We start from the raw sequence: 26014 nt of genomic DNA on the forward strand, positions 1-26014 counted from the left end.
GAGAGTGCACCTGCTCGCCTGCTCGAAGATGACCCATCCGGCGGGGTACGGGATGTTTCAGGTGGGTATGTCAGTATCCGGCTGCCCAGCGGAGCGGCGGCCGGGACTGGGGAGACGTGAGGCGAGCTGACGCGCGTGCGCGCCTGCGGCGGAGGCCGGTGGCGGGTGGTGTCGGGGGGATCGTCCGTCGTGCCGGGTCGCGGGCGGCCACGCCCGCGCGTTTTCCGGACGCGCTCGGCGTCGGCGCGGAGCTGGACGAGGGGCTCGGCGGCCGGTCCGGCAGCCTGCTGGACGTGGTGCGGGTCGCGATCGCCCTGCTGGACGAGCAGGGGCGGGTGATGCTCTGGAGCCAGGCCGCGGAAGAACTGCTGGGCTGGCCGAGCGACACCCTGGTCGGCCGGGAGATCGACGTGCTGATCGGCGACGACGCCGAGGCGTTCAAGGTGGCCCACGAGGCGATCGCGCGCGTGCTGCGCGATGGTGACTCCTGGTCGGGGATCGTCCGGCTGCGGCACCGCGAGGGGCCGCGCGTGCGGCTGGAGGCGCGGCTCTCGCTGCTGGAGAACGGAGATGGCGTACCGTTTCTGCTCTGCCGCTTCGCGGACGCGACCGCACTGCTCGGGCTGGAGCAGGGGCTCGCCGTGCAGGAGGCGCTGTTCGAGCAGTCGCCGCTCGGGCTGGCGATCTTCGATCGCGACCTGCGCTACGTGCGGGTCAACGAGACGCTCGCGCGGATGAACGGCCTGCCGGCCGAGGAGCATCTGGGGCGGACCGCCGGCGAGGCGCTGCCGCAGCTCGCCGCGGACGAGGTGATGGCGGTGCAGCGGCAGGTGCTGGCCAGCGGCGAGCCGGTGATCGACGTGACGGTCAACAGCGCCGACCCGGGGGATCCGGGCTACCGATCCGTCTCCTACTCACGGCTGCACGACCGCGCGGGGCGGATCCTCGGGCTGACCGGCATGATCATGGATGTGACGGACCGTTACCGCGCGGTCGCCAAGGTCGAGCGCGCCCGGCAGCGGCTCGCGCTGCTGAACGAGGTGGGCAGCCGGATCGGCGACCTGCTGGACGGCGAGCTGATCGCGCAGGAGCTGGCCGACGCACTCGTGCCTCGGCTGGGCGACCACTCGGGGGTCGCCCTGCTGGAGGCCGTGCTGGAGGGCGCGGAGCTGCCGCGGCACACGCACTCGCGGCTCACCCCGCTGATCATGGCGGCGACCGCCGCCGTCGTCCCGGGGCCCGACGCGGAGGCGATGCAGACGCCGGGCGCGCCGATCGAGATGACCGACGACTCCCTGTTCGGCCGGGTGCTGCGCACCGGCATGCCGGAGACGATGGACGCGGCGACGCAGCTGGAGGAGGTCTCGGGGCAGGGCGACCCGCGGGTCCGCGCCGCCTACCGGCTGGGCGTGCACTCGATGCTGGTGGTGCCGCTGCGGGCGCGCGGCATCGTGCTCGGCCTGCTGATCCTGGACCGTGCCGGGCGGCGGGAGGGCTTCGACCACGACGACGTCGTCTTCGCCACCGAGCTGGCCGACCGGGCCGGGGCCTCGCTCGACAACGCCCGCCTCTACGCCCGCGAGCGCGCCGCCGCGCTGATGCTGCAGCGCAGCCTGCTGCCGCAGACCGTGGTGCAGCCGCCGGGCATGGAGGTCGGCTACCGGTACGTGCCGGGCAGCAGCGGCGCCGAGGTGGGCGGGGACTGGTTCGACGTGATCCCGCTGCCGCGCGGCCGCACCGCGCTGGTGGTCGGCGACGTCATGGGCCACGGCCTGCGCGCGGCGGCGACGATGGGACGGCTGCGCACCGCGGTGCGCACCCTGGCCGGGCTGGACCTGCCGCCGCACCGGCTGTTGCAGAAGGTGCACGACCTCGCCGACGACCTGGCCCAGGGGCCGGACGAGGCGCTGATCGCCACCTGCGTGTACGCGGTCTACGACCCGGCGACCCGCAAACTGGTGCTCTCCAAGGCCGGCCACACCGAGCCGCTGCTGATCACCCCCGCCACCCCGGAGGAACCCACGGGCCGGCTGGCCGGCGGCGCGGCGAACGTGCTGACGCTGCCCTCGGGCGCGCCGCTCGGCGTGGGTGGGGTCCCGTTCGAGGTGACCGAGCTCGTGGTGCCGGAGGGAAGCCTGCTCGCGCTGTACACCGACGGGCTGGTCGAGTCGCGCACGGAGGACATCGATGTGGGCACGCGTCGTCTGAGCGCCGTCCTGGAGCTTCCGCACGCCTCCGTCGAGGAGGCGTGCGAAGCGGTTGTGCGGACCCTCGACCAGGGGCAGGAGCCGGACGACGTCGCGCTGCTGCTGGCCCGCCTCGGCGGCGTGCCCGAGCCGACCGCGCTGCGCGAGGAGCGCTGGACACTCAGCGCCGAGCCGTCCGCCCCCGCGTACGCCCGCCGGCTGGTGCGCCGGGCCCTGCACGACTGGGGGCAGGAGTCGCTGCTCGACACCACGGAACTGCTGGTCAGCGAGCTGGTGACGAACGCCGTCCGGTACGCGAGCGCGCCGATCGGGCTGCGTCTGGCGCTGCGCGAGGAGACGCTGCTGGTCGAGGTCGCCGACCCGCTGCCGGACCCGCCGCGGGAGCGCGAGGCGGCCGGGACCGACGAGGGCGGCCGCGGACTGCAGCTGGTGCACCGGCTCGCGCACCGTTGGGGGACTCGGGCCGAAGGCGAGGGAAAAGTCGTCTGGTTCGAACAAATGCGGTCCGATGTTCCAGGTGAGAGTGGTGTTTCCACCACTTCTTGATCAACTGGACACCTCCGACACCTCCCGTTCGGCCGGAGCGAGGCGTAAGGTTCCGATTCCGGACACCAGCGCAGCGCAGATCGCCACAGGAGTCGGTAGTTGAGCGACACGCCGTCACGTGAGGCCGCCGAGGCGGCCGCGTTCACGCCCGGGGTCGGTGCGGACGCCGTCATCCCGCATCCGGCCGGGGAGCAGCGGCCGCAGACTGATCTCCCACAAGACCAGGCGCGGAGCCTGTGGGGACACCACGGCGAACCGGGCTCCGTCTACGACTACATACAGGTGGCCGCGTTCGCGCTCGACGGAGACGGCCTGATCTCGCAGTGGAGCGAACGGGCCGCCCAGTTCTTCGGCCTGCGCGCCGAAGAGGTGGTCGGCACCGACCCGGTGACCACCTTCGCCCCCCGTGAGCTGTGGCGCAGCGGGCGCGAGCGGATCCAGGAGATCCTGGCCGGAAAGGAGTGGGTCGGCACCGCGCCCTACCGCGACAAGGACGGGCAGGAACGCGCCGCCGAGCTCTACCTGATGCCGACCCGGGGCCGCGACGGCCGCTCCGGCGTCGTCTGCCTGGCCGTGGACCTGCGCAAGCTGCGCGCGATCGAGACCGAACTCGCGGCCTCCGAGGCCGTGTTCGGCCAGGCGCCGACCGGTTTCGTGCTCTTCGACCGTGAGTGCCGGATCCGCCGCGTCAACGACAGCTTCGCCGAGGTCCTCGGCCTGCCGGCCGAGGATCTGGTCGGGCTGCTCCCCGACGACCTGATGGCCCCGCGCGACGCCGCCCGGCTCGGCCGGGCCGTCGCCGACGTGCTGGCCGGCGGCGAGCCCGTGGTCGACCTGACCTTCACCGGCGAGCTGCCGACCCGCGGCAGACGGCGCTGGTCCATCTCGCTCTACCGGCTGCTCAGCACCGGCGACCGGCCGATGGGCGTGGCCGGGCAGGTCGTCGACGTCACCGGCCGCGCCCGCGCCGAGCGCGAGGCCGCCAGCGCCCGCCGTAGCCTGGCCCTGCTCAACGAGGCCAGCGGCCACATCGGCTCCACCCTCGACCTGGAGACCACCGCCCGCGAGCTGCTGGACATCACCGTCCCCGGCTTCTGCGACGTGGCCACCGTGGACCTCTACAACGCCGTGCTCACCGCCGACGCCGAGGGCCGCCGGGTCGACGACGGCGACGGCACCGGCGAGCTGCGCCGCGTCGCCTCCGCGAGCACCGTCCACCACGACGCGCCCACCCACGAGGGCGCGCCCGTGCCCGTCGCGGAGGTGGGCGGCGCGTTCTGCTACCCGCCGCGCTCCCCGTACGCGAAGGCGCTGCGCACCGGCCGCAGCCTCACCCTGATCGGCCCGGGCAACCCGGACCCGAACCCGCTGATCCACAGCGCGGTCGTGGTGCCGATGGTCGCCCGCGAGAAGGTGCTCGGCCTGGTCCAGCTCTCCCGCGCCAAGGGCAGCGAGCCCTTCGACGCCCGCGACGTCGCCATCGCCACGGAGCTGGTGGCGCGCGCGGCGGTCTGTATCGACAACGCGCGCCTGTACCGGCGCGAGCACGAGCGCGCGCTGATCCTGCAGCGCTCGCTGCTGCCCCCGGGCAACCCCGAGGCCTCCGGCCTGGAGATCGCCTGCCGCTACCGTCCCGCCGGCAGCGGCACCGAGGTCGGCGGTGACTGGTTCGACGTCATCCCCCTGCCCGGCAACCGCACCGCGCTCGTGGTCGGCGACGTCATGGGCCGCGGCCTGCGCGCCGCTGTCGCCATGGGCCAACTGCGCACCGCGGTGCGCACCCTGGCCCTGCTTGACCTGGACCCGGCCGACGTGCTGACCCAACTCGACGAGATCGCCCGCGGGTTGTCCGCCGACCCGGAGTCCGACGGCGGCGAGTCCGGCGAGCTCTACCTCGCCACCTGCGTCTACGCCGTCTTCGACGCGGTCACCCGTCGCTGCACGATCGCCAACGCGGGCCACCTTCCCCCGGTGGTGGTGGACCCGGCCGGCGGTGACAGCCCGGCCCTGATGCTGGAGGTCCCGGAGGGCCTCCCGCTGGGCGTGGGCGGCGAGCCGTTCGAGGAGGTCACCGTCGAACTCCCGGACGGCGCGCTGTTCGGGCTCTACACGGACGGGCTGGTCGAATCCCGTAAGCACCAGCTCGAAGACGGCCTCTCCGCGCTGCGCGCGGCGCTGAGCGGCCCGCAGCGCCCGCTGGAAGCCCTCTGCGACCAGCTGCTGACCGAGCTCGACCCGCACCACGGCGAGGACGACATCGCCCTGCTGATGGCCCGTGTCCGGGCCCTGCCCAGCAACTCGGTGGGGGACTGGGTCCTGCCCTCCGAGCCCACGTCGGTGGCCCGCGCCCGCGAACTCGCCTGCGGCTGGCTCCTCGCCTGCGGCCTCGACGAGTTGGTCGACACCGTCGAACTGCTCGTCAGCGAGCTCGCCACGAACGCCCTGCGCCACGGCCGCGGCGACATCCGCGTCCGCCTCCTGCGCGACTCCGTCCTGGTCTGCGAGGTCTGGGACAACGGCTACGCCCAACCCAGGCAGCGCCGCGCCCGCGACACGGACGAGGGCGGCCGCGGCCTGCAACTGGTCAGCCTGCTCGCCGACCGCTGGGGGAGTCGGCGGACTCCCAACGGCAAGGCCGTCTGGTTCGAACTGGGGATCCCTGCAACTTCCTGAGGGGCGCGGGGAACTGCGCGAGAAACCACCCTGTGCGGATGGCCCTGTGCGCTCGGCGACTCACCACGTGGGTGGCTTGTCGCGCAGTTCCTCGCGCCCCTGATGGTGCAACTGGCTGCGGGCGGGAATCCGACTGCTCGCGCTCACGCGGCGGAGCCGCATATCGGCAGAGCCTCGCGCCCCTGAGGTCGTGCCTAACCTCGCCTCAGGCCGATCTTGCTGCCCAGCCAGACCAGCGGGTCGTACTTTCGGTCAACCGCCCGTTCCTTCAACGGAATCAGCGCGTTGTCCGTGATCTTGATGCCCTCCGGGCAGACCTCCGTGCAGCACTTGGTGATGTTGCAGTAGCCGAGGCCGTGCTCGTCCTGGGCGGTGGCCTTGCGGTCCAGGCCGGAGTCCGCGGCGGCGTCCAACGGGTGCATGTCGAGTTCGGCGATCCGCATCAGGAAGCGCGGCCCGGCGAAAGCCGGCTTGTTCTCCTCGTGGTCGCGGACCACGTGGCAGGTGTCCTGGCACAGGAAGCACTCGATGCACTTGCGGAACTCCTGCGAGCGGTTCACGTCCGCCTGCTGCATCCGGTACTCGCCCGGCTTCACGCCCTGCGGGGGGACGAAGGCAGGGATCTCGCGGGCCTTCTGGTAGTTGAAGCCCACGTCCGTGACCAGGTCGCGCAGCACCGGGAAGGTGCGCATCGGGGTGATCGTGACCGTCTCCCCGGCCGGCAGGGTCGACATGCGGGTCATGCACATCAGCCGCGGGCGGCCGTTGATCTCCGCGCTGCAGGAGCCGCACTTGCCGGCCTTGCAGTTCCACCGCACCGCGAGGTCCGGCGCCTGCGTCGCCTGGATGCGGTGGACGACGTCGAGGACCACCTCGCCGTCGTTGACCTCCACCTGGAAGTCCGTCAGTTCCCCGCCCTCGGCGTCGCCGCGCCAGACGCGGAACGTGGCCTCGTAGCTCAATGCTCCGCTCCGTTCTCAGTCTTCTTCTCGGCGTCCGCGTCCGCGCGCTGCGGCGGCAGGTCCGCCTCCGCGCCGGGCAGCTCGTCCTCGGTCAGGTACTTCTTCAGCTCGTCGACGCCGAAGAGGGCCAGCAGGTCCTCCCGGATCGGCGGGTTGGCCTTGCGCTGCAGCGTGATCGCGCCGTCGCCGGGGGCGGGCTTGTCGGCGAGCGAGCAGGCGAGCAGGACGCGCCGCCACTCGGCGGCCATCGCCGGGTGGTCCTCACGGGTGTGGCCGCCGCGGCTCTCCTGGCGTTCCAGTGCCGCGCGGGCCACGCACTCGGAGACCAGCAGCATGTTCCGCAGGTCCAGGGCCAGGTGCCAGCCGGGGTTGAACTGCCGGTGGCCCTCGACGGCCGCGTTCTCCGCCCGCTCCCGCAGGGCGGAGAGCCGCTCCAGGGCCTCCGCCATCTCGCCCTCGCGGCGGATGATGCCGACCAGGTCGTTCATCGACTGCTGCAGTTCCTGGTGCAGGCCGTAGGGGTTCTCGCCGCCGTCGGCCGAGAAGGGCGCGAGCGCCTCCTCCGCCGCCGCGTCGATCTGCTCCTGGTCCACGGTCGGCCGGTCCTCGGCGGCCTCGTCCGCGTACTGCGCGGCGTGCAGGCCCGCGCGGCGGCCGAAGACCAGCAGGTCGGAGAGGGAGTTGCCGCCCAGCCGGTTGGAGCCGTGCATGCCGCCCGCGACCTCACCGGCGGCGAACAGCCCGGGGACGCTGGACGACGCGGTGTCCGGGTCGACCTCGACGCCGCCCATGACGTAGTGGCAGGTCGGGCCGACCTCCATCGGCTCGGCCGTGATGTCGACGTCGGCCAGCTCCTTGAACTGGTGGTGCATCGACGGCAGCCGGCGCCGGATCTCCTCGGCCGGCAGGCGGGTGGAGACGTCCAGGAAGACCCCGCCGTGGGGGGTGCCGCGACCGGCCTTGACTTCGCTGTTGATGGCGCGGGCCACCTCGTCGCGGGGGAGCAGCTCCGGCGGGCGACGGTTGTTGGCCTGGTCCTGGTACCAGCGGTCGCCCTCCTCCTCCGTCTGCGCGTACTTCTCGCGGAAGACGTCGGGGATGTAGTCGAACATGAACCGCTTGCCGTCGCTGTTGCGCAGCACGCCGCCGTCGCCGCGCACGGACTCGGTGACCAGGATGCCCTTGACCGACGGCGGCCAGACCATGCCGGTGGGGTGGAACTGGACGAACTCCATGTTGATCAGGTTGGCGCCGGCCAGCAGCGCCAGCGCGTGGCCGTCGCCGGTGTACTCCCAGGAGTTGGAAGTCACCTTGAACGACTTGCCGATGCCCCCGGTGGCCAGCACGACGGCGGGGGCATCGATGACGAAGAAGCGGCCCGACTCGCGCTGGTAGCCGAAGACGCCGCTGACGCGGTCTCCGCCCTTCAACACGCGCGTGACGGTGTACTCCTGGAAGACCTTGATCCGCGCCTCGTAGTCGCCGAACTCGCGGAAGTCCTCCTGCTGCAGGCTGACGATCTTCTGCTGCAGCGTGCGGATCAGCTCCAGGCCCGTGCGGTCCCCTACGTGGGCCAGACGCGGGTACTCGTGGCCGCCGAAGTTGCGCTGCGAGATCCGGCCGTCCTTGGTGCGGTCGAAGAGCGCACCCCAGGTCTCCAGCTCCCAGACCCGCTCGGGAGCCTCCTTGGCGTGCAGCTCGGCCATCCGCCAGTGGTTGAGGAACTTGCCGCCGCGCATGGTGTCGCGGAAGTGCACCTGCCAGTTGTCCTGGTCGTTGACGTTGCCCATGCTGGCCGCGATGCCGCCCTCGGCCATCACGGTGTGGGCCTTGCCGAAGAGCGACTTGCAGATGATGGCGGTCCGCTTGCCGTGCTCGCGGGCCTCGATCGCCGCCCGCAACCCGGCGCCGCCGGCGCCCACCACCACCACGTCGAAGCCGTGGCGCTCCACCTCGGTCATGAAGTTGTTCCCTTAGCTCGTCTAGAAGAAGCGCGGGTCGCTGAAGGCGCCGCTCGCCAGCAGGTACACGTAGAGGTCGGTCAGGCCCACGCTGAACAGGGAGGCCCAGGCCAGCTGCATGTGGCGGGCGTTCAGCTTGCTGACCCAGGTCCACATCCGGTACCGCACGGGGTGCTTGGAGAAGTGCCGCAGCCGGCCGCCGACGATGTGCCGGCAGGAGTGGCAGGAGGCGGTGTACCCCCAGATCAGCACGATGTTGACGAGCAGCACCAGCGTGCCGAGGCCCATGTGCCCCCAGCGCCCCTGCGCGTCGCGGAAGCCCAGGATCGCGTCCCAGGTGAGGATGCCGGCGACCGGGATGGCGAAGTAGAAGAAGTACCGGTGCACGTTCTGCAGGATCAGCGGCAGCCGCGTCTCACCGGTGTACTTGGCGTGCGGTTCGGCGACCGCGCAGGCCGGCGGGGAGGACCAGAAGGACCGGTAGTAGGCCTTGCGGTAGTAGTAGCAGGTCAGCCGGAAGCCGAGCGGGAAGATCAGCACGATCAGCGCCGGGGAGAGCTGCCACCAGCTGCCGAACAGCGCCCAGTCCGCGCCGCCCTTCATGGTCGGGCAGTTGGCGGCCAGGCAGGGCGAGTAGAACGGCGAGACGTACGGCGCGGCGTAGGAGGTGTGCAGGCCGAAGAAGGCCCGCCAGGTCGAGTAGCCGATGAAGAGCAGCAGGCCCGCTGCGGTCATCACCTGGGGGAGCCACCAGCGGTCCAGCCGCAGATGCCGTTGTGCGATCGCCGCGCGCCCGGGGGAGTGGACCCCCCGGGCGGCTGTCTCCGCGGCCTCGGGGGGCCTCGTCTCCGTCGTCACTGCTGTTCTCGTCCTCTCCTGGGCGGGTCCGGAGTTCTCTCCGGGTCAGTGGCGGTGTCCGCCGATGCCTTCGTCCTCGGCGCCGTGCCACATCGCGGGGTCGTACTGGCTGTCCGGGATCTCGATCGGGCTGCCGCACTGCTCGGGCGTGCCGCAGGAAGGCAGGCAGTCCCGCAGCTTGGCCAGGGCGAGCCGGGTCTCGTCGACCGCGCGGTCGAGTTCCGCGAGCCGTCGGTGGGCCTCCGCCAGGGCGGTGGGATCGATGGTGTTCGAGGGCATGAGTCAGCTCCCCTCCACGCGCCTCGACGCGCATGGGTATTCGATTCCTGATGTCCTGTCAGGAACGCGCGGAAGCGAGTGTGGCCCCGATCACCCTCACCTGAAAAGGCTTTGCTCACGATTGGCGGATTACACCCGCGCGCTGCGCGCCCCCGCCCGGCGCAATCCGCTGGCCCGATCGAGTGGCTCCGGAGCCCTTTCCGACGTGTCGTCAGGCGAACTGCGTCCCTGAGCCCTTGAGTGGCACCGTGGTGTACCGCAACGCAAACCTCCGTGCGCCCCGCGAGACCTCCGCGGCGGTGCTGGTCGCGGCGGCGGCCCTGGTGCTCGCCGCCTGCTCGGGCTCGGGCGCCCCCGCCGTCCGCGCCGACGACATGGCCCACGCCGACCGCTCCGCCGTCGCCCAGGGCGGCACCCTGCACTGGGCGGTCGACGCGGTGCCCACCACCCTCAACGCCTTCGCCGCCGACGCGAGCCCGGCGACGACACTCGCCGACGAGGCGCTGCTGCCGACGCTCTTCACCTTGGACGCGGCCGGCAAGGCGTCCGTGGACCAGGACTACCTGCAGAGCGCCGACCAGGTCTCCGCCTCCCCCCAGACGGTCGTCTACACGCTCAACCCCAAGGCGGTCTGGAGCGACGGCAAGCCGCTCGGCGTCGCCGACTTCGCCGGCCAGTGGCACGCGCTGAGCGGCGCCGACCCGGCGTTCGGAGCGGCGGGCGCGGCGCACGCCGACGGCTACGACAGCATCGCCTCGGTCGCGGCGGGCGCCAAGCCGAACCAGGTCAAGGTCGTCTTCGCACACCCCTACGCGCCCTGGCGCTCGCTGTTCGCCCCGCTCTACCCCGCCGCCGCGACCGCCTCACCACAGGCGTTCACCGACGGGCTGAAGAGCACTCTCGCCGCCGACGCCGGCCCGTTCACCCTCAAGGGCGCGCCCGGCGTGGACGGCCAGAACACGCTGACCGTCGCCCGCAACCCGCGCTGGTGGGGCGACCGCGCCAAGCTCGACGCCATCGCGTTCACCGCGGTCGCCCCAGGGGACGCCGCGTCGGCGCTCGCCTCGCACCGGGTCGACGTGGCCGACCTGAGCCGCGCGGCGGACGACTCCGGCAACACCCCCGACGCCACCTCGGGCACCGAGGTGCTGCGCGCCTCCGCGCCGGGCTACCTCGCCCTCGCCTTCAACGGCGGCACCGGCCTGCTGGCCGACCCGCAGGTGCGGCGCGCCGTCGCCGACGCCGTGGACCGCCAGGCGCTGGCGGACGCGGTCCTCAAGCCGCTGAACCTGCCGGCCGTGCCGCTCGGCAACCACCTGCTGATGGAGGACCAGCAGGGCTACCAGGACGACGCGGCGGCCCTCGGCGCGAGCGCGGCCACCGCCGCCAAGCTCCTCGACGCGGCGGGCTGGCGCCTCGGCGCCCACAGCGACGCCGCGTCGGGGGCGACGCGGATCAACGGCACGAAGCCGCTGGCGCTCACCCTCCTCACCCGCGCGGGCTCCGCGCGGGACGCCGCCCTGGCCAAGCTGCTCACCGCGCAGCTGGCCAAGGTCGGCGTCGGCCTCACGACCAAGCCGGTCCCTGAGGCGGACTTCTTCACCAAGCACGTCGCCGCCGGCGACTTCGACCTGGCCCTGGTCACCTGGCCGGCCTCGCGCTTCCCCGTCGCGGACGAGCGCGCGCTCTTTGCCAAGCCGCAGGTCAACTCCGACGGCTCGCTCACGGTAGGGCAGAACCTCTCCGGCACCGGCACGGACGAGATCGACTCCCTGCTCGGCCAGGCCGTCGCCGCGACCAACCCCTCCGACGCCACCCGCCTCACCAACGAGGCCGACGTCCGCATCTGGCAGGCGGCGCCGTCCCTCCCCCTCTTCCAGTCACCGCAGCTGGTCGGCATCCGCTCGAACGTCCGCAACGCGGGCGCCTTCGGCTTCGCCGTCCCGCGCTTCCAGGACATCGGGTTCGCGGCTCAGAAGTAGGCGCGGAAGCAGGGGAGTGTTCAGACCCGGTCGCGGGTCAGCGGCAGCTCGCCCACCAGACGTTCCACCGTGGCGACGCGGGCCAGTTCCGGGGCCAGGGCGCGGGCCTCGGCGAGGGTCGCGCGGGCCGCGGGGAAGTCGCCGGTGACGGCCTGCGCGCCGGCGAGCGTGCAGAGGGTGTGGGCGCGGATCTGCAGGTCGGTGGCCCGGCGCAGGCCCTCGCGGGCCATCTCGAGCGCCTCCTGGCCGCGCCCGTTCAGGAGGGCGAGCGTGGCCAGCACCTCCGTCGCGGCGAAGAGCCGCGGCATGCGCTGCTGGGCCGTGGCGATCGCCGCCTGCGCGGCGGGGAGGGCTTCCTCCCGGGCGGTCGTGCCGTCCTCGAGGCTGAACAGCATCGTGCGGGCGAGCAGCAGCTCGCCGGCGGGAACCTGTTCGCTCGGGCCGCTCTCGCGGACCGCGTCGAGGGTTCGCCGGGCGTCCTCGTAGCGGCCCTCGCCGATCTCGACGGCCGCCCAGGCACGCGCCGCGACCACCCGGTCCGGCGTCAGCGGAACCGGGAGCGGATCGGCGGAGAGGGCCTCACGCGCTTCGGCGTATCGCGCGCCCAGCAGCGCGCGCTCGGCGCGGACCTCGGCGCGGCCCCGGGCGAGGCCCTGCAGCAGGAGGGGGTCGGCGAAGGGCGCACTGAAGATCATCCAGGAGAGCGTCCCCGGCTTCCTCGGCCCGCCGATCAGCAGCAGGAACGCGTAGAAAAGGGCGCCGAGGCCCGCGAAGACCACGGCGAAGTCGCCCTGCATGATCAGCAGCACGCCCAGGGCGATGACGGATCCGATCCGGCACAGCCCGCCGAGGAGCAGCCGCAGCCGCAGCGCGGGGCCGGCGACGATGGCCTGCCCGGCCTGCAGCGGGATCAGCGGGACGGTACGGAGCACCAGCGTCAGGGCTCCGAGGCGGCGCGCGGCCAGCCAGCGGCCGCTACCGAGGAAGAACATCGTCGGGGCGATGCCGCCCGACCGGCCGAGGGCCAGGGTGACGAGCTGCTGGAGCTGGATGGCGGCCAGCATGCCGACGAAGGCGCCGAGGCCGGCGGCGCCGGGCGAGTGGGAGAGCGGTCCTGGGCCGGCGGCGGATTCCAGGCCGATCAGGAGCCAGATCAGGACGACGAAGATCAGGCGTGTCCGTCTGGCCCGTCGTGCCGCGTGGGGTGCAGGGGTCTGGGAGGACTGGGTCACGGCGGGCGATCATGCCAGCTCCTGGCCGGCCGTACCACGGCTTTGCACGGCCCGTTCGGCCCGCGGCCATCCGCCGTTCGCCGGGCAGCGCGCGAGGGCCCGGGCCCAACCACGTACCATAGGACAAAGCCGTGGCATGTTCAGATGCCCGGTGGGTGGACCGGCGGCACTTTGAACCGTGCTCGGCGGGTGCCACGCCCAGTCGATTCGGGAGAACTGTACTCCGTATGCCCACGCGCAATGACATCCGGAACGTCGCCATCGTCGCGCACGTCGACCACGGCAAGACCACGCTGGTGGACGCCATGCTGAAGCAGGCGGGCGCCTTCGCGGCGCATCAGCACCTGGACGACCGCATGATGGACTCCAACGACCTGGAGCGCGAGAAGGGCATCACCATTCTCGCGAAGAACACCGCGGTCAAGTACCACCCCAAGGGTGGTGGCGACCCGATCACGATCAACATCATCGACACCCCCGGCCACGCCGACTTCGGTGGCGAGGTCGAGCGCGGTCTGTCCATGGTCGACGCCGTCGTGCTCCTCGTGGACGCCTCCGAGGGCCCGCTGCCGCAGACCCGCTTCGTGCTGCGCAAGGCGCTGCAGGCCAAGCTGCCGGTCATCCTCTGCATCAACAAGACCGACCGTCCGGACTCCCGGATCGACGAGGTCGTCAACGAGACGTACGACCTCTTCCTGGACCTGGACGCGGACGAGGACCAGATCGAGTTCCCGATCGTCTACGCCTGCGCGCGTGACGGCATCGCCTCGCTGACCAAGCCGGAGAACGGCACCGTGCCGGCGGACAGCGACAGCCTGGAGCCGTTCTTCTCCACCATCCTGGACCACGTCCCGGCCCCGACCTACGACGAGGACGCGCCGCTCCAGGCCCACGTCACCAACCTGGACGCCGACAACTTCCTCGGCCGTATCGCGCTGCTCCGCGTCGAGCAGGGCTACCTGAAGAAGGGGCAGACCGTCGCGTGGATCAAGCGTGACGGCACCATCTCCAACGTCCGCATCAGCGAGCTGCTGATGACCGAGGCGCTCACCCGCAAGCCGGCCGAGCAGGCCGGTCCGGGCGACATCTGCGCCGTCGCGGGCATCGGCGAGATCATGATCGGTGAGACCCTGGCGGACCCGGAGAACCCGATCGCGCTGCCGCTGATCACGGTCGACGAGCCGGCCATCTCGATGACCATCGGCACCAACACCTCGCCGCTGGTCGGCAGGGGCGGCTCCGGCAAGGGCGCGGACGCCAAGTCGGGCGCCAAGGTCGACCGCAAGGTCACCGCCCGTCAGGTCAAGGACCGGCTGGACCGCGAGCTGATCGGTAACGTCTCGCTGCGCGTCCTGGACACCGAGCGCCCGGACGCCTGGGAGGTGCAGGGCCGCGGTGAGCTGGCGCTGGCCATCCTCATCGAGACCATGCGCCGCGAGGGCTTCGAGCTCACCGTCGGCAAGCCGCAGGTCGTCACCAAGGAGGTCGACGGCAAGACCCACGAGCCGGTCGAGCGCCTCACGGTCGACGTGCCCGAGGAGCACATGGGCGCCGTCACCCAGCTCATGGGTGTCCGCAAGGGCCGGATGGACAACATGTCGAACCACGGCTCCGGCTGGGTCCGCATGGAGTTCGTCGTCCCGTCGCGTGGTCTGATCGGATTCCGCACGGAGTTCCTCACCTCCACCCGCGGCACCGGCATCGCGCACTCGATCCACGAGGGCCACGAGCCGTGGTTCGGCACGCTGACGACGCGTAACAACGGTTCCCTGGTCGCCGACCGCTCCGGCGTGGTCACCGCCTTCGCGATGACCAACCTGCAGGAGCGCGGCGTGCTGTTCACCGACCCCGGCACCGAGGTGTACGAGGGCATGATCGTCGGCGAGAACTCGCGCGCCGACGACATGGACGTGAACATCACCAAGGAGAAGAAGCTCACCAACATGCGTTCCTCGAACGCTGACGTGGCCGAGTCGATCGTCCCGCCGCGCAAGCTCTCGCTGGAGCAGTCGCTGGAGTTCTGCCGCGAGGACGAGTGCATCGAGGTGACGCCGGAGACGGTGCGCATCCGCAAGGTGGTGCTGGACGCGCAGACCCGCGCGCGCACCCGCGGTCGCGCCTCGAAGGGCTGACCCGCAGCTTCGCCCGAGCGAAGAGAGCCGCCGGAGGGTACTCCCTCCGGCGGTTTTCTTACGCCGTATGACCGTCACTCATTGTGATGACATTCCGGCCGAGTGTCAGTGCCGGACTGTACGGATATCGGTGACACGATGACTGTTGGCGGTATTCCATGTCCGATTCGACATCTGTTGCACCCACCTGGGGATGCCCAAGTTGCGAGACGCAGCTCAGGGGCGTGTGATCAAACCGCAATGTCGTTTGGTCGGAAGCATCGCCGAGAGTGACGGATAGTAGAGACCACGACGCTCGGGTCACCGGGCCCGCTGCCTACCACGGCCACCGGGCTCGCGAGCTCGGTGCCGTCGCCCAGGGGTGGGCGAGGGCGCCACTGAACGAGTGCAAACAGCACGTCAGAGGAGGCACGTCCATGCGTGGAGCCACGCAAGCGAAGTTCGCCGCCGGGGCCATCGCCATCGCCCTGGCCGCCACGGCCTGCAGCAGCTCGAGTTCCAGCAGCTCCGGCTCCGGCAGCAACGCCAACGGCGTGGTGACCGCATGGTGGGGTGACCCGCAGAACCCGCTGATCCCGACGGACACCAACGAGGTGAACGGCGGCGCGGTGCTGAACATGATCTTCGACGGCCTGCAGCACTACAACCCGAAGACGGGTGTGGCCGAGCTGGCCAACGCGCAGTCGATCACGACCACCGACCAGCAGCACTTCACCATCACGCTGAAGCCGGGCTGGAAGTTCTCCGACGGCACCCCGGTGACCGCCCACTCCTACGTGGACGCCTGGAACTGGGGAGCGTACCTGCCGCACGCGCAGAACAACACGGACCCGTTCTTCACCTCCATCCAGGGTTACGACGCGGTCCACCCGGCCAGCGGCTCGGCGACGGCGCAGACCATGTCCGGCCTGAAGGTCGTCAACGACACCACCTTCACCGTCGCGCTGACCCAGAAGTTCTCGCTGTGGCCGGACACCCTCGGCTACTCGGCCTTCTACCCGCTGCCGCAGTCGTTCTTCACCAACCAGGCCGCCTGGGAGGCGCACCCGGTCGGCAACGGCCCGTACGTCATCAAGTCGTGGACCAAGGGCACGGGCATGCAGCTCACCCCCAACTCGACGTACTCCGGCAACTACAAGCCGAAGAACGGCGGCATCAACCTCAAGGTCTACACCGACCCGAACGCCGCCTACGCCGACCTGCAGGCCGGCAACCTGGACATCGACAACGGTCTGTCCAACACCGCGCTGAAGACGGTCCAGTCCGACCTCAACGGTCGCTACCTGAACCAGCCGGCGGGTATCAACCAGACCGTCGCCTTCCCGCTGTACGACCCGGCCTGGAACACCGCCGGCGCCAAGCTGGTCCGCGAGGGCATCTCGATGGCCATCGACCGCCCGACCATCACCAAGGTGATCTTCCAGAGCACCCGCACCCCGGCCACCGACTGGACCTCGCCGGTCCTCGGCGCCGAGGGCGGCTACAGCAGCACGCTCTGCGGCGACGTCTGCACCTACAACCCGACCAAGGCCAAGCAGCTGATCCAGCAGGGCGGTGGCATCCCCCACGGCCAGATGACCATCAGCTACAACGCCGACGGCCCGCACAAGGAGTGGGTCGACGCGGTCTGCAACAGCATCAACAACGCGCTGGGCAACACCAACGCCTGCGTCGGCAAGCCGGTCGGCACCTTCGCGGACTTCCGCAACCAGATCCAGAACAAGCAGATGACCTCCGCCTTCCGCACCGGCTGGCAGATGGACTACCCGCTGATCCAGGACTTCCTGCAGCCGATCTTCTACACCAACGCCGCGTCGAACGACTCGCACTACAGCAACCCGCAGTTCGACAGCATGGTCAACCAGGCCAACGCCGCCAGCAGCAAGTCCGCGGCCGTCTCGGACTTCCAGAACGCCGAGAAGCTCCTGGTCACCGACCTGCCGTCGATCCCGCTGTGGTACCAGAACGGCACGGTCGGCTGGTCCTCGAAGGTGTCGAACGTGTCGCTGGACGTCTTCAGCGTCCCGGTCTACACCGACATCACCGTCAACAAGTAAGTCGTCGGTCCGCCGGCCGATCGCCGCGCGAGCCGGACGGCGGCCGGGAATCCACGCGATTCCCGGCCGCCGCCGCGACGAATCCCTGGAGGTTCCATGGGGCGCTACGTCATCCGACGACTGCTCCAAATGATCCCGGTGTTCATCGGGACCACGTTCATCATCTTCGCGATGGTGCACGCGCTCGGTGACCCGGTTGCCGCACTCTTCGGCGACAAGGCTCCCGACCCGGCCGTTGCCGCGCAGATCCGGCAGCAGCTCGGGCTGAACGACCCGCTGATCGTGCAGTACGGCAACTACATGAAGGGGATCTTCACCGGGGATCTCGGGACCACCTTCAGCGGCCAGCCCGTCACCGAGCTGCTGAAGACCGCCTACCCGACCACGCTGAAGCTCACCCTGGTGGCCTTCACCTTCGAGGTGATCATCGGCATCGGCCTGGGCGTGATCAGCGGCATGCGTCGCGGCAAGCTGGCCGACACCGGCGTGATGGTGATGACCCTGATCGTCATCTCCATCCCGACCTTCGTCATCGGCTACGTGCTGCAGTACCTGTTCGGTGTGAAGTGGGGCATCGCGGATGCCACCGTCCCCGAGGGCGCGCCGATCCAGTCGCTGATCCTGCCGGGCATCGTGCTCGCCTCGGTCTCACTCGCCTACGTCGCCCGTCTGACCCGCACCACCATCGCGGAGAACAGCAAGGCCGACTACGTGCGCACGGCCGTCGCCAAGGGCCTGCCGCGCCGCCGCGTGGTCACCCACCACCTGCTGCGCAACTCGCTGATCCCGGTCATCACCTTCCTGGGCACCGACCTCGGCGCCCTGATGGGTGGCGCGCTGGTGACCGAGCGCATCTTCAACATCCACGGCGTGGGCTACTACCTGTACCAGGGCATCCTGCGTCAGAACACGCCGACCGTCGTCGGCTTCGTGACCGTCCTCGTCATCGTCTTCCTCCTCGCCAACCTGCTCGTCGACCTGCTCTACGCGGTCCTGGACCCGAGGATCCGTTATGCCTGACCAGCAGCCGAACAAGCCGAACGGCGTCCCCGACGACGCGAACACCGAGCTGTCCAGCGCCTTCCCGCAGACGCCCACCCTGGGCGCCATGGAGGTGGAGGGCATGCTGGAGAAGGAAGACCTCACCCACGCGCCGGAGCAGTCCACCGAGACGGTGGCCGTGGCCGACCGCGAGGTGCCGCGCAGCCTGTGGCAGGACGCCTGGCGTGAGCTGCGGCACAACCCGATCTTCATCATCTCGGGCATCCTGATCATCTTCCTGATCATCGTGGCGTTCTTTCCCGGGCTCTTCGACTCGACCAGCCCGCTCAAGTGCGACCTGTCGAAGTCCCAGAACGGCCCGACCTCCGGCCACCCGTTCGGCTTCGACACCCAGGGCTGCGACGTCTACGCGCGCACCATCTACGGTGCCCGGGCGTCGATCACCGTGGGTGTCTTCGCGACCCTGGGCACCGCGCTGCTCGGCACGATCATGGGCGGCCTCGCCGGCTTCTTCGGCGGCCCGCTCGACGCGGTCATCTCGCGCATCGCGGACATCTTCTTCGGTATCCCGATCCTGCTCGGCGGTCTGGTCTTCCTCTCGGTCATCCCGAGCCGGTCGATCTGGATCGTGGTCGCGTTCATCGTGGTGCTGGGCTGGCCGCAGATCGCGCGTATCGCCCGTGGTGCGGTGATCACCGCCCGCCAGCAGGACTACGTCACCGCGGCCCGCGCCCTGGGCGCCGGCAACCCGCGACTGATGCTGCGTCACATCCTGCCGAACTCGCTGGCGCCGATCATCGTCGTGGCGACCATCGCGCTCGGCACGTACATCTCGCTGGAGGCGACGCTCTCCTACCTGGGTGTGGGCTTGAAGCCGCCGACGGTCTCGTGGGGCATCGACATCTCGGCCGCCGCGGACACGTTCCGCAACGCGCCGCACATGCTGCTCTTCCCGGCCGGTGCGCTCTGCATCACCATCCTGGCGTTCATCATGCTCGGCGACGCGGTCCGCGACGCTCTCGACCCCAAGCTGCGCTGAGAGAGGCGGAACCGTGGGTATTCATGCAACCGAAGTCACCGCCGAACACGGGCGCGGCCGCACCGCGGACAGCGAGGACGCCCCGCTGCTGCAGGTGAAGGACCTCCACGTGGAGTTCCGCACCCGCGACGGTCTGGCCAAGGCCGTCAACGGCGTCAACTACAGCGTCCGCGCCGGTGAGACGCTCGCCATCCTCGGCGAGTCCGGCTCCGGCAAGTCGGTCTCCTCGCAGGCCGTCATGGGCATCCTGGACAGCCCGCCCGGCTTCGTCACCGGCGGCGAGATCGTCTTCAAGGACCAGGACCTGCTGAAGCTCTCGAGCGAGCAGCGCCGCAAGATCCGTGGCACCCAGATGGCCATGATCTTCCAGGACGCGCTCTCCTCGCTGAACCCGGTGCACACCGTGGGCACGCAGCTGGGCGAGATGTTCCGGGTCCATCGCGGCACCTCCAAGGCCGAGGCCAAGAAGAAGGCCGTCGAGCTGATGGAGCGGGTCGGCATCCCGGCCGCCAAGGAGCGGGTCAACCAGTACCCGCACCAGTTCTCCGGCGGTATGCGCCAGCGCATCATGATCGCCATGGCGCTGGCCCTGGAGCCCGACCTGATCATCGCCGACGAGCCCACCACGGCCCTGGACGTGACCGTGCAGGCCCAGGTGATGGAGCTGCTGGCGGATCTGCAGCGCGAGTACAACATGGGCCTGATCCTGATCACCCACGACCTGGGCGTGGTCGCCGACGTCGCGGACAAGATCGCGGTCATGTACGCCGGGCGGATCGTCGAGACCGCCCCCGTGCACGAGCTCTACAAGCGCCCCGCGCACCCGTACACGCGCGGTCTGCTGGACTCGATCCCGCGCCTGGACCAGAAGGGCCAGGAGCTCTACGCGATCAAGGGCCTGCCGCCCAACCTGCTGCGCATCCCCTCCGGCTGTGCGTTCAACCCGCGGTGCCCGATGGCCCAGGAGATCTGCCGCTCGGAGGTCCCGCCGCTGCACGCGGTGACGGAGGCCGACGGTGCCCCGATCGAGGGTCGCGGCAGCGCCTGCCACTTCTGGAAGGAGACCATCCATGGCTGAGCCGACCGCCGCCGAGGTGGCCATCGAGGCCGTGATGGAGAAGCCGGTCGAGCGCGGCGAGCCGATCCTGCAGGTCCGGAATCTGGAGAAGTACTTCCCGCTGACCCAGGGCATCCTGATCAAGCGGCAGATCGGAGCGGTCAAGGCCGTCGACGGCGTCAGCTTCGACCTGCACCAGGGCGAGACCCTCGGCATCGTCGGCGAGTCCGGCTGTGGCAAGTCCACGCTGGCCAAGGTGCTGATGAACCTGGAGCCGGCCACCGCCGGCCAGGTGCTCTACAAGGGCGAGGACATCGCCGGGGTGTCCGGCCGGGCGCTCAAGGCGATCCGCCGGAACATCCAGATGGTCTTCCAGGACCCGTACACCTCGCTGAACCCGCGCATGACGGTCGGCGACATCATCGGGGAGCCCTTCGAGATCCACCCCGAGGTGGCTCCCAAGGGCGACCGCCGCAAGGCGGTCCAGGACCTGCTGGACGTCGTGGGTCTGAACCCGGAGTACATCAACCGGTACCCGCACCAGTTCTCCGGCGGCCAGCGTCAGCGCATCGGCATCGCGCGCGGCCTGGCGCTCAAGCCCGAGATCATCATCTGCGACGAGCCGGTCTCGGCGCTGGACGTCTCCGTGCAGGCGCAGGTCATCAACCTGCTGGAGCAGCTGCAGAACGAGTTCAACCTCTCGTACATGTTCATCGCCCATGACCTCTCGATCGTGCGGCACATCTCCGACCGCGTCGGCGTGATGTACCTCGGCAAGCTCGTCGAGATCGGCACGGACGAGGAGATCTACGAGCACCCGACGCACCCCTACACCCAGGCGCTGCTCTCGGCGGTGCCGGTGCCGGACCCGGAGGGCCGTGAGGGCCGCGAGCGGATCATCCTGGCCGGTGACATCCCCTCGCCGGCCAATCCGCCCTCGGGCTGCCGCTTCCGTACGCGCTGCTTCAAGGCGCAGGAGAGGTGCGCCGTCGAGGAGCCGCTGCTGGCGATCCCGGAGTGGTTCCGCGGCCAGGACACCCCGGCCGCGCACGAGTCCGCGTGCCACTTCGCCGAGGACGTCGACGTCGTCGGCGCCAAGGGCAACGGCGCCAACGGCAGCGACGCCAACGGCGACGGCGGCGAGACGCCGGAGGCCTGACCGCCGGACCGACGGCACAGAGCAGGGCCGCCCCGAGGAGGGGGCGGCCCTGCCGTCGTTTTCCGGGTCCCGGAATTCACCCCGCTGCCCGATGCGTTCATGCCAAACTGGAGCCGACCGCCCGGAGCCTCGGCCGCCCCGCCGATTGACTCCCGCCCCAGCTGCGGCGACGCTGCAGCCTGCCCGGGCCGCGACCGCCACCCCCGAACGTCGGTACAGCCTCCCCCTGAATGGGGGATTCTTGCGCGTTGTCATTCCGAGACTTTTCCCCGATGCGTTCCACTCGGATTGTTGAAGGCGTGATCTAATTCGCGCCTTTGTGGCACCACTGACAGGGGTGCAGCCTCTCGCACCGCTTACGGAGGAACATTCACGGCTGGTGATGTCTTCACTACCGGAGGCGACTCAGTGTGCTGGCCAGGGGGGACGTAAGTGGACATACGACATCAGATTGGTCGTCAGATCGCACCGGCTCGGGGGACTTGCCGAGGTGGCTCATTAGCGTGCGTTACTGAAACTTCACCAATGGGCCGTAGTCACGAAGCCCGGACGACGCCATGATTTGATGCCAGGTCGATCCACAGGTCGACAGGCCCGACAAGCGCAAAGTTGTCGTCACCCGACGGCGGCCGGGCGGGGGGCTCAAGTAAGGATTGCCGCGAGCGCCCCCCGGCGTCGCGGCCAAACGACGATGGGGCGCGGCATGGGGCGGTTTCTACTGAGGCGAGCGGTCAACTACGTGATCCTCGTCTTCATCGCAGCCTCCTTTACCTACTTCTTGGCATCCAGCTATCTCGAACCCATCGTCAACTTCCTCAGCAAGCACCCACAGCCACCGCTGAGCTCGATCCACAACATCCTGCGGTCGCGCAACCTCGACCCGAACACCCCGCTGGTCCAGCGTTACTGGACCTGGATCACCAACATCCTGTTCCACGGGAACTTCGGTCAGACCTTCGACGGCAACTCGGTCAACTCCGAGATGGGCCGCCGGATCTTCGTCTCCACCGAGCTGCTGCTCGTCGCCACCCTGGTCAGCACCGTCTCCGGTGTCGCCTGGGGCGCCTGGAACGCGCTGCGGCAGTACCGGCCCTCGGACCGGATCTCGACCGTCGTGTCCTACCTGCTGCTGGCCACGCCGACCCCGGTCATCGCCATCTCGCTGGAGACCGTCGACCAGTGGATGGGCGTGCCGGTGCAGTACACCGGCATGTACGACCCGGGAGCGCAGGGCACCTGGTCCGTGATCACGAGCAACATGCAACACCTGATCCTGCCGACGATCACGCTCTTCCTCATCCAGGCCACGCTCTTCAGCCGCTACCAGCGCGGCACCATGCTGGACGTGCTCGGCTCTGACTTCCTGCGCACTGCCCGCGCCAAGGGCCTCACCCGTCGCCAGGCCGTCCTCAAGCACGGTCTGCGCACGGCGGTCATCCCGGTGATGCCGCTGCTGGTCTACAACATCGTGCTGCTCTTCACCGGTGCCACCTTCACCGAGAAGATCTTCGGCTGGCACGGCATGGGTGAGTGGCTGGTCGACTCCATCACCCAGAACGACGTCAACGCGGTGGGTGCCATCGCCGTCTTCACCGCGGTCCTCGTCCTGATCGCGGGCCTCCTGTCCGACCTGGTCTACGCCGCGCTCGACCCGCGGGTCCGTAGCTGACCCCGCAGCGCAGAGACCACGACGACCAAGAGGAGATGACCCGATGACCCAGCTCGTTCCCGACGTGCCCGCAGACGTCCTGCCCGAAGAGAAGCAGAAGAAGACCAGGACCCTCAGCCGTGGCGCGCTCGTCCGCCGCCGCTTCCGCCGCAACCGGCTCGCCATGGTGGGCGTGGGGATCCTGGCGGTGCTGCTGGTCGGCGCCTACGTGCTGCCGTACTTCCTGAAGTTCAGTTACACCGACAACGACTGGAACGCGCTCGGCACCGCGCCGGACGCCACCCACTGGTTCGGCACCAACCACCCCGGTGTCGACATGCTCGCGCTGACCATGCGCGGCCTGCAGAAGTCGCTGGTCATCGGCCTCATCGGCGGTCCGCTGACCACGCTGATCGCGGCCCTGGTCGGCGCCTCGGCCGGCTACTTCGGCGGCTGGATCGACCGGATCCTGATGTGGGTGCTCGAGCTCATGCTCGTCGTGCCGAGCTTCCTGCTGCTGGCGCTGATCGCGCCGCGCCTGGCCGGCGGCACCTGGCTCTACTTCGTGGTGCTGCTCTCCGCCTTCGGCTGGATGATCACCGCACGTGTGGTGCGCAGCATGACCCAGACCCTCAAGGACCGCGAGTACGTGCTCGCCGCCCGCTACATGGGCGTCAACCCGCTGGTCATCATCTTCCGCCACATCCTGCCCAACGTGGCCTCGATCCTCATCGTCGACGCCACCATCCAGGTCGGCGCGGTCGTCCTCTCCGAGAGCGGTCTGTCCTACTTCGGCTTCGGCATCCAGGCCCCCGACATCTCCCTCGGCACCCTGATCGCCGACGGTCAGCCGGACGCCACCACCTCGCCCTGGATGTTCTTCTTCCCCGCCGGCTTCCTGGTGCTCATGGGCCTGTGCGTCGCCTTCATCGGCGACGGCCTCCGCGACGCCTTCGACCCGACCGCGGCCGGTGCCAAGGCCGTCGTGAAGAGCATCAAGCGGGCCAAGGGCCCGATCGCCGGCTCGCCGGCCCAGGACGTCGTCAGCAACACCGCTCGTGCCGAGGAAGGACTCGCCTCGTGACCACCCCCGCCTCTTCTCTCCTCGCCTCCGACGCGGTGCTCGCCGTCCGCGACCTGCGCGTCTCGTTCCCCAGCGAGGCCGGCCTGGTCCAGGCCGTGCGCGGGATCGACTTCTCGCTGCGTCGCGGCGAGACCCTGGCCCTGGTGGGCGAGTCCGGCTCCGGCAAGTCCGTGACCGCGACCTCCGTCCTCGGCCTGCTGCCGGAGGGCGCGCAGGTCTCGGGCTCCGTCCGGCTGGAGGGCCGCGAGCTGCTCCACCTGAGCGACGGGGAGATGTCCAAGATCCGCGGCAAGGAGATGGGCATGGTCTTCCAGGACCCGCTGTCCGCGCTCACGCCCGTCTTCTCCATCGGCACCCAGCTGGTCGAGGCGCTCCAGGTGCACCAGGACCTGAACGACAAGGCCGCCCGTGCGCGGGCCCTGGAGCTGCTCGACCTCGTCGGCATCCCGGACCCGAAGCGCCGGATCGACGCCTTCCCGCACGAGTTCTCCGGCGGTATGCGGCAGCGTGCGGTGATCGCCATGGCGATCGCCAACGACCCCAAGGTGATCATCGCCGACGAGCCGACCACGGCCCTCGACGTGACGATCCAGGCCCAGGTGCTCGAGGTCCTCAAGAAGGCCCAGGAGGTCACCGGCGCCGCGATCCTGATGATCACGCACGACCTGGGCGTGGTGGCCGGGATGGCCGACCGGGTCCAGGTCATGTACGCCGGCCGCCCGGTGGAGTCCGGCCTCGCCGACGACGTCTTCTACACCCCGCACATGCCCTACACCATCGGCCTGCTCAGCGCGGTGCCGCGGATGGACGAGGGCGGCGAGAAGAAGGCGCTCACCCCGCTGGAGGGCAACCCGCCGTCCATGGTGTCGCTGCCGCAGGGCTGCCCCTTCGCGGCGCGCTGCCCGATCGCGGTCGACGTCTGCCGTGAGGTCGAGCCGGAGCTGAAGGCCTCCGCCGACGGTCTGCTGAGCGCCTGTCACCGGTCGACGGAGATCGGCGACTCGGTGCCGCGCGAGGAGATGTTCCCGACCCCGGACGTTCCCGCGCACGACCGCTCGCCCCGCGAGAGCCGCCCGGCGGTGCTGAAGGTCGACGGCCTGATCAAGCACTTCCCGCTGATGAAGGGCTCGGTCTTCAAGCGCCGCGTGGGCACCGTCCGCGCCGTCGACGGCCTGGACTTCGACATCCGCGAGGGGGAGACCTTCGCCCTGGTCGGCGAGTCCGGCTGCGGCAAGACCACCACGCTGCTGCAGATCCTGGAGCTGCCGAAGGCGCAGGCCGGCTCGGTCGTCGTGCTCGGCAAGGAGACCAAGTCGCTGAACGGCAAGGGCCGCCGCGAGCTGCGTCGTGACATGCAGGTGGTCTTCCAGGACCCGATGGCCTCGCTCGACTCGCGCATGCCGATCGGCGACATCCTGGCGGAGCCGATGAAGACGCACGGCTGGAGCAAGGACCGCATCGCGGCCCGCGTCCCCGAGCTGCTCAGCCTCGTCGGTCTGCTGCCCGAGCACGCGGAGCGCTACCCGACGGAGTTCTCCGGCGGCCAGCGTCAGCGCATCGGCATCGCCCGCGCGCTGGCCCTCGACCCCAAGCTGATCGTCCTCGACGAGCCGGTCTCCGCGCTCGACGTGTCGATCCAGGCGGGTGTCATCAACCTCCTCGACGAACTGAAGGTCAAGCTCGGCCTGAGCTACCTCTTCGTCGCTCACGATCTCTCGGTGATCCGTCACATCGCTGACCGCGTCGCGGTCATGTACCTGGGACGGATCGTCGAGCTCGGGGATGCGGACTCGGTCTTCGGTCAGCCCTCGCACCCCTACACCCAGGCCCTGCTCTCGGCGGTTCCGCTGCCCGACCCGCGCAAGGAGCGCGAGCGTCGGCGGATCCTGCTGACGGGTGACCTGCCGAGCCCCGCCGACGTCCCCTCGGGCTGCCGTTTCCGGACGCGCTGCCCGAAGATCGGTGGGCTCTCCGCGGCTGACGCCGAGAGGTGTCACACCGAGGACCCGGCAGTCCAGGCCCTGGGGGCCGACCACACCGCCGCCTGCCACTACGCTGCGGCCCTCGAAGTCGTCTGACCATCAGGGCCTTGGCCCACAGGCAGTCGTGCACGTTCAACTCAGCCATTCAAGGGGA

General features: G+C 70.2%; 17 protein-coding genes. 12 read left to right on the forward strand and 5 right to left on the reverse strand.

All coding sequences use genetic code 11. The features are described 5' to 3' along the window. The first annotated feature begins 158 nt into the window (after positions 1-158). Both DN069_RS15760 and DN069_RS15765 read left to right on the forward strand, forming a co-directional pair. Entirely contained in the window at positions 159-2753 is a 2595-nt protein-coding gene (locus DN069_RS15760) for a SpoIIE family protein phosphatase (protein WP_243639282.1), read from the forward strand. Between the two features lie 234 nt (positions 2754-2987). Beyond that, positions 2988-5426, forward strand: coding sequence for a SpoIIE family protein phosphatase (locus DN069_RS15765; protein ID WP_243639291.1), 2439 nt, complete (start codon positions 2988-2990; stop codon positions 5424-5426). Positions 5427-5620: 194 nt separating this feature from the next. Here DN069_RS15765 and DN069_RS15770 read toward each other — a convergent pair whose 3' ends face one another. The 4 genes from DN069_RS15770 to DN069_RS15785 are packed head-to-tail and all read right to left on the reverse strand — an operon-like array spanning position 5621 to position 9486. Further along, positions 5621-6388, reverse strand: a complete 768-nt coding sequence (locus DN069_RS15770; protein ID WP_111501621.1) for a succinate dehydrogenase/fumarate reductase iron-sulfur subunit — start codon at positions 6386-6388, stop codon at positions 5621-5623. Then, complete coding sequence (locus tag DN069_RS15775) at positions 6385-8349, reverse strand: fumarate reductase/succinate dehydrogenase flavoprotein subunit (RefSeq protein WP_111501622.1); 1965 nt, start codon at positions 8347-8349, stop codon at positions 6385-6387. The genes DN069_RS15770 and DN069_RS15775 overlap by 4 nt, the downstream gene beginning before the upstream one ends. 21 nt (positions 8350-8370) lie before the next feature. Beyond that, positions 8371-9207, reverse strand: coding sequence for a hypothetical protein (locus DN069_RS15780; protein WP_111501623.1), 837 nt, complete (start codon positions 9205-9207; stop codon positions 8371-8373). A 45-nt stretch (positions 9208-9252) separates the two neighbouring features. Further along, the gene (locus DN069_RS15785; RefSeq protein ID WP_111501624.1) at positions 9253-9486 is read right to left on the reverse strand and encodes a hypothetical protein; all 234 of its coding nucleotides are present in this window, start codon (positions 9484-9486) and stop codon (positions 9253-9255) included. 248 nt (positions 9487-9734) lie between these two features. On the opposite strand from DN069_RS15785, the gene DN069_RS15790 reads away from it, so the two are divergent. Further along, complete coding sequence (locus DN069_RS15790) at positions 9735-11468, forward strand: ABC transporter family substrate-binding protein (RefSeq protein WP_243639283.1); 1734 nt, start codon at positions 9735-9737, stop codon at positions 11466-11468. Between the two features lie 20 nt (positions 11469-11488). Here the strand turns inward: DN069_RS15790 and DN069_RS15795 are convergent, their stop codons facing one another. Next, the gene (locus DN069_RS15795; RefSeq protein ID WP_111501625.1) at positions 11489-12700 is read right to left on the reverse strand and encodes a tetratricopeptide repeat protein; all 1212 of its coding nucleotides are present in this window, start codon (positions 12698-12700) and stop codon (positions 11489-11491) included. 227 nt (positions 12701-12927) lie between these two features. On the opposite strand from DN069_RS15795, the gene typA reads away from it, so the two are divergent. The 9 genes from typA to DN069_RS15840 all read left to right on the forward strand — a co-directional run bounded on the left by typA (position 12928) and on the right by DN069_RS15840 (position 25956). Then, the gene (gene typA / locus DN069_RS15800; RefSeq protein ID WP_111501626.1) at positions 12928-14832 is read left to right on the forward strand and encodes a translational GTPase TypA; all 1905 of its coding nucleotides are present in this window, start codon (positions 12928-12930) and stop codon (positions 14830-14832) included. Between the two features lie 416 nt (positions 14833-15248). Next, on the forward strand, positions 15249-16889 hold the full coding sequence (locus DN069_RS15805; protein WP_111501627.1) for a peptide ABC transporter substrate-binding protein: 1641 nt from the start codon (positions 15249-15251) through the stop codon (positions 16887-16889). Positions 16890-16985: 96 nt separating this feature from the next. After that, positions 16986-17909: an ABC transporter permease gene (locus tag DN069_RS15810; protein WP_111501628.1), complete on the forward strand. Its 924-nt coding sequence runs from the start codon at positions 16986-16988 to the stop codon at positions 17907-17909. Next, entirely contained in the window at positions 17902-18930 is a 1029-nt protein-coding gene (locus tag DN069_RS15815) for an ABC transporter permease (RefSeq protein WP_111501629.1), read from the forward strand. The genes DN069_RS15810 and DN069_RS15815 overlap by 8 nt, the downstream gene beginning before the upstream one ends. 19 nt (positions 18931-18949) lie before the next feature. Then, positions 18950-20008, forward strand: coding sequence for an ABC transporter ATP-binding protein (locus DN069_RS15820; protein WP_111501681.1), 1059 nt, complete (start codon positions 18950-18952; stop codon positions 20006-20008). Then, entirely contained in the window at positions 20001-21146 is a 1146-nt protein-coding gene (locus DN069_RS15825) for an ABC transporter ATP-binding protein (protein ID WP_111501630.1), read from the forward strand. Before DN069_RS15820 ends, DN069_RS15825 begins: the two co-directional genes overlap by 8 nt. 703 nt (positions 21147-21849) lie before the next feature. After that, the gene (locus DN069_RS15830; protein ID WP_111501631.1) at positions 21850-22815 is read left to right on the forward strand and encodes an ABC transporter permease; all 966 of its coding nucleotides are present in this window, start codon (positions 21850-21852) and stop codon (positions 22813-22815) included. A gap of 43 nt (positions 22816-22858) precedes the next feature. Then, positions 22859-23878, forward strand: a complete 1020-nt coding sequence (locus DN069_RS15835; protein ID WP_111501632.1) for an ABC transporter permease — start codon at positions 22859-22861, stop codon at positions 23876-23878. Then, a complete protein-coding gene (locus DN069_RS15840; RefSeq protein WP_165845516.1) occupies positions 23875-25956 on the forward strand; it encodes an ABC transporter ATP-binding protein in 2082 nt (693 codons plus the stop codon). Before DN069_RS15835 ends, DN069_RS15840 begins: the two co-directional genes overlap by 4 nt. Positions 25957-26014 lie beyond the last annotated feature (58 nt).

Source organism: Streptacidiphilus pinicola (genome assembly GCF_003258295.1).
GTDB lineage: Bacteria > Actinomycetota > Actinomycetes > Streptomycetales > Streptomycetaceae > Streptacidiphilus > Streptacidiphilus pinicola.

Coding starts and splice junctions, on each gene's coding strand:
- DN069_RS15775 (WP_111501622.1), bottom strand. CDS start 8,349: ATGACCGAGGTGGAGCGCCACGGCTTCGACGTGGTGGTGGTGGGCGCC.
- DN069_RS15785 (WP_111501624.1), bottom strand. CDS start 9,486: ATGCCCTCGAACACCATCGATCCCACCGCCCTGGCGGAGGCCCACCGA.
- typA (WP_111501626.1), top strand. CDS start 12,928: ATGCCCACGCGCAATGACATCCGGAACGTCGCCATCGTCGCGCACGTC.
- DN069_RS15805 (WP_111501627.1), top strand. CDS start 15,249: ATGCGTGGAGCCACGCAAGCGAAGTTCGCCGCCGGGGCCATCGCCATC.
- DN069_RS15810 (WP_111501628.1), top strand. CDS start 16,986: ATGGGGCGCTACGTCATCCGACGACTGCTCCAAATGATCCCGGTGTTC.
- DN069_RS15815 (WP_111501629.1), top strand. CDS start 17,902: ATGCCTGACCAGCAGCCGAACAAGCCGAACGGCGTCCCCGACGACGCG.
- DN069_RS15825 (WP_111501630.1), top strand. CDS start 20,001: ATGGCTGAGCCGACCGCCGCCGAGGTGGCCATCGAGGCCGTGATGGAG.
- DN069_RS15830 (WP_111501631.1), top strand. CDS start 21,850: ATGGGGCGGTTTCTACTGAGGCGAGCGGTCAACTACGTGATCCTCGTC.
- DN069_RS15835 (WP_111501632.1), top strand. CDS start 22,859: ATGACCCAGCTCGTTCCCGACGTGCCCGCAGACGTCCTGCCCGAAGAG.